Origin of the sequence: Candidatus Arsenophonus triatominarum (genome assembly GCF_001640365.1) — a bacterium.
Classification (GTDB): Bacteria; Pseudomonadota; Gammaproteobacteria; order Enterobacterales; family Enterobacteriaceae; genus Arsenophonus; species Arsenophonus triatominarum.
In genome coordinates this window covers 1-3,370 of record NZ_LWMI01000034.1, presented here as the reverse complement: position 1 = coordinate 3,370, position 3,370 = coordinate 1, and the positions used below count along the sequence as shown (strand labels likewise).

Here is a 3,370-nt window from a genome sequence, read left to right as displayed (position 1 = left end):
AAGAAACCGGATTGACACATGACGAACAACGAACAGCAATAAAAAAATTAGTCGCAATTGGAGTTTTACTCGTTACAGAAAAACGGCTTGAACATAAAACATATTACAAAATTGATGAAGGTAAGCTTAATGAAATTCTGGATAATTTCGCCAACTCAAAAAAGGGAGTTTCGCGAGATGGAGAAAATGGAGCTCCCGAAGTAGACATTGTCGAGTTCGGGGAATCGACATTATCGAGTTCGTTTGATCAAGAGATTACTACAAAGATTACAGAAATATATAAACCATCCCTAACCCTTCCTTCTCAAAATTTTGACTTGAAGCTAATTTTGGCGGATTCGCTGCGTGGTGAATTTCAGGAGTTTGTCGACAAGTCTGCCGATGAGCTACATCGAGCCGTTGAGCAAAAAATTATCGGACTTGGTTTCGAGTGCAACAGGGAGTTTCGAGTACAGGAACGGGGTGATTGTCGTTCTGGCAGAGTTGATTTGCTGGTGAGTGACAAGCACGGCAACCAATGTGGCATTGAAATCGACGCAAGCTCTCCCAGAGAAAAATCTTTCGCTAAACTAGCCTGTCTGAAATCAGGGATAATCTTACTGCGGAAATCTTCCACAGCAGAAGACTATCTGCAAGATGGTGTTTTGGTAGTTGCGGGAGGTATTTCGCTACCCAAAACTAAGATCATCACGAAAAAATCTGAACTGAATTTGTCCCTGTTTGAGCAGAAACCCAGTGAATCAGTTTGGGATGATTATCTTCAACACCGCAAAAACAAAAAAGCGCCACTGACACAAACCGCCCTGAACCGACTGGCGACAGCAGTCAACGAAGCCAATGAACTAGGATATTCCACCGATAACGTGCTGGCTGAATGCATGCTTAGAAACTGGCAAGGCTTTGAGGTTTCGTGGATTGAGCAAAAAAAATATCAGCGAAATAGTCTCATCAACGAGATCACAACACGCCCAAGTAATCCCGAAGGTTTTGTGGTGATTAACGGTTAATCTGTTTTTTGCGAAAAAACTATGAATATTATTCAACGATTGCAAAAAATCATGCCGCCCAATATCAAGCCAATTGCCTGTAGCTGGGAAGAACATTTGGCAAGAATGCAAAAAATATCCGAAGAAGCCAGTTTGCAAGACGCTATTTTTCGCAAGCAACGCCGGATAGAAAACTTGTTTGGGCGCTCGGGTATCGCCCCGTTGCATGCACATTGCCGATTGAAAATTATCGCGTTTTCAACGCCGGTCAGAAAAATGCGTTGAACCAATCCGTCGCCTTTGCAAAGAATTTTGGAGTGGGATTTGGCGGATTTGTTTTTAGCGGTGGATGCGGAACAGGCAAAAATCATCTTGCAGCAGCGATAGGGCATTATCTCATGAGCAAAGGGCGATCCGTATTGTGTATTACCATTGCGGATTTGATGATGCGTTTTCGAGCAACCTACGAAAAAAATACGACATTGACAGAACAACAATTGCTAGATGAACTTTGCAAAGTTGATTTGTTGATCTTGGACGAAATCGGTATTCAGTATCAGCATAGCGAGAATACGAAGATTATTGTAAATCAGATGGTTGATAAGCGGACTTCACACAAAAAACCGCTTGGCATGCTCACGAACTTGAACAGTGAACAAATTCGGCAATTTTTGGGCGATAGAGTCATCGATAGAATGATGATGAGCAATGGGCTTTGGTTAAATTTCAATTGGTCAAGCTACCGCCGTAAAATTCAATAACGAAAAAAAGTTTTAAATCACTGAGTTTCACTACTCAAATCCAATCAATTCAAAGCAATGGAACCCTCAACAACGAGGGTATATGCGCATGTCTGAAAAATACTCAACACCTGCCGCCTATCTGTTGGGCATCATGACCTATCCCTCGTTGTTGAGGGTTCCATTGCTTTGAATTGATTGGATTTGAGTAGTGAAACTCAGTGATTTAAAACTTTTTTCGTTATTGAATTTTACGGCGGTAGCTTGACCAATTGAAATTTAACCAAAGCCCATTGCTCATCATCATTCTATCGATGACTCTATCGCCCAAAAATTGCCGAATTTGTTCACTGTTCAAGTTCGTGAGCATGCCAAGCGGTTTTTTGTGTGAAGTCCGCTTATCAACCATCTGATTTACAATAATCTTCGTATTCTCGCTATGCTGATACTGAATACCGATTTCGTCCAAGATCAACAAATCAACTTTGCAAAGTTCATCTAGCAATTGTTGTTCTGTCAATGTCGTATTTTTTTCGTAGGTTGCTCGAAAACGCATCATCAAATCCGCAATGGTAATACACAATACGGATCGCCCTTTGCTCATGAGATAATGCCCTATCGCTGCTGCAAGATGATTTTTGCCTGTTCCGCATCCACCGCTAAAAACAAATCCGCCAAATCCCACTCCAAAATTCTTTGCAAAGGCGACGGATTGGTTCAACGCATTTTTCTGACCGGCGTTGAAAACGCGATAATTTTCAAATCGGCAATGTGCATGCAACGGGGCGATACCCGAGCGCCCAAACAAGTTTTCTATCCGGCGTTGCTTGCGAAAAATAGCGTCTTGCAAACTGGCTTCTTCGGATATTTTTTGCATTCTGCCAAATGTTCTTCCCAGCTACAGGCAATTGGCTTGATATTGGGCGGCATGATTTTTTGCAATCGTTGAATAATATTCATAGTTTTTTCGCAAAAAACAGATTAACCGTTAATCACCACAAAACCTTCGGGATTACTTGGGCGTGTTGTGATCTCGTTGATGAGACTATTTCGCTGATATTTTTTTTGCTCAATCCACGAAACCTCAAAGCCTTGCCAGTTTCTAAGCATGCATTCAGCCAGCACGTTATCGGTGGAATATCCTAGTTCATTGGCTTCGTTGACTGCTGTCGCCAGTCGGTTCAGGGCGGTTTGTGTCAGTGGCGCTTTTTTGTTTTTGCGGTGTTGAAGATAATCATCCCAAACTGATTCACTGGGTTTCTGCTCAAACAGGGACAAATTCAGTTCAGATTTTTTCGTGATGATCTTAGTTTTGGGTAGCGAAATACCTCCCGCAACTACCAAAACACCATCTTGCAGATAGTCTTCTGCTGTGGAAGATTTCCGCAGTAAGATTATCCCTGATTTCAGACAGGCTAGTTTAGCGAAAGATTTTTCTCTGGGAGAGCTTGCGTCGATTTCAATGCCACATTGGTTGCCGTGCTTGTCACTCACCAGCAAATCAACTCTGCCAGAACGACAATCACCCCGTTCCTGTACTCGAAACTCCCTGTTGCACTCGAAACCAAGTCCGATAATTTTTTGCTCAACGGCTCGATGTAGCTCATCGGCAGACTTGTCGACAAACTCCTGAAATTCACCACG

The 3,370-nt window shown here is 42.5% G+C and carries 3 protein-coding genes and 2 pseudogenes; 3 read left to right on the top strand and 2 right to left on the bottom strand.

Annotated features, from left to right (window positions below; translation table 11 throughout):
- The 3 genes and pseudogenes from AYJ55_RS19930 to AYJ55_RS19925 form a co-directional block, all read left to right on the top strand.
- Positions 1 to 1,007: pseudogene (locus tag AYJ55_RS19930) on the top strand (hypothetical protein); the annotation flags it as partial.
- Between the two features lie 105 nt (positions 1,008 to 1,112).
- Positions 1,113 to 1,271 carry a hypothetical protein gene (locus AYJ55_RS31155; RefSeq protein ID WP_187153342.1) on the top strand — a complete coding sequence of 53 codons (159 nt, stop codon included), beginning with the start codon at positions 1,113 to 1,115 and terminating at the stop codon, positions 1,269 to 1,271.
- Positions 1,220 to 1,747 carry an ATP-binding protein gene (locus AYJ55_RS19925; protein ID WP_187153341.1) on the top strand — a complete coding sequence of 176 codons (528 nt, stop codon included), beginning with the start codon at positions 1,220 to 1,222 and terminating at the stop codon, positions 1,745 to 1,747. The genes AYJ55_RS31155 and AYJ55_RS19925 overlap by 52 nt, the downstream gene beginning before the upstream one ends.
- A 220-nt stretch (positions 1,748 to 1,967) precedes the next feature.
- On the opposite strand, the gene AYJ55_RS19920 is transcribed toward AYJ55_RS19925, so the two are convergent.
- Together AYJ55_RS19920 and AYJ55_RS31150 are read right to left on the bottom strand one after the other, a co-directional pair.
- Positions 1,968 to 2,603, bottom strand: coding sequence for an ATP-binding protein (locus AYJ55_RS19920; protein WP_162505763.1), 636 nt, complete (start codon positions 2,601 to 2,603; stop codon positions 1,968 to 1,970).
- Between the two features lie 104 nt (positions 2,604 to 2,707).
- Positions 2,708 to 3,370: pseudogene (locus AYJ55_RS31150) on the bottom strand (hypothetical protein); the annotation flags it as partial.

Excerpts from the sequence above, each read along its gene's own strand:
- AYJ55_RS31155 (WP_187153342.1), top strand. The coding sequence starts at position 1,113 with ATGCAAAAAATATCCGAAGAAGCCAGTTTGCAAGACGCTATTTTTCGC.
- AYJ55_RS19920 (WP_162505763.1), bottom strand. The coding sequence starts at position 2,603 with ATGCAAAAAATATCCGAAGAAGCCAGTTTGCAAGACGCTATTTTTCGC.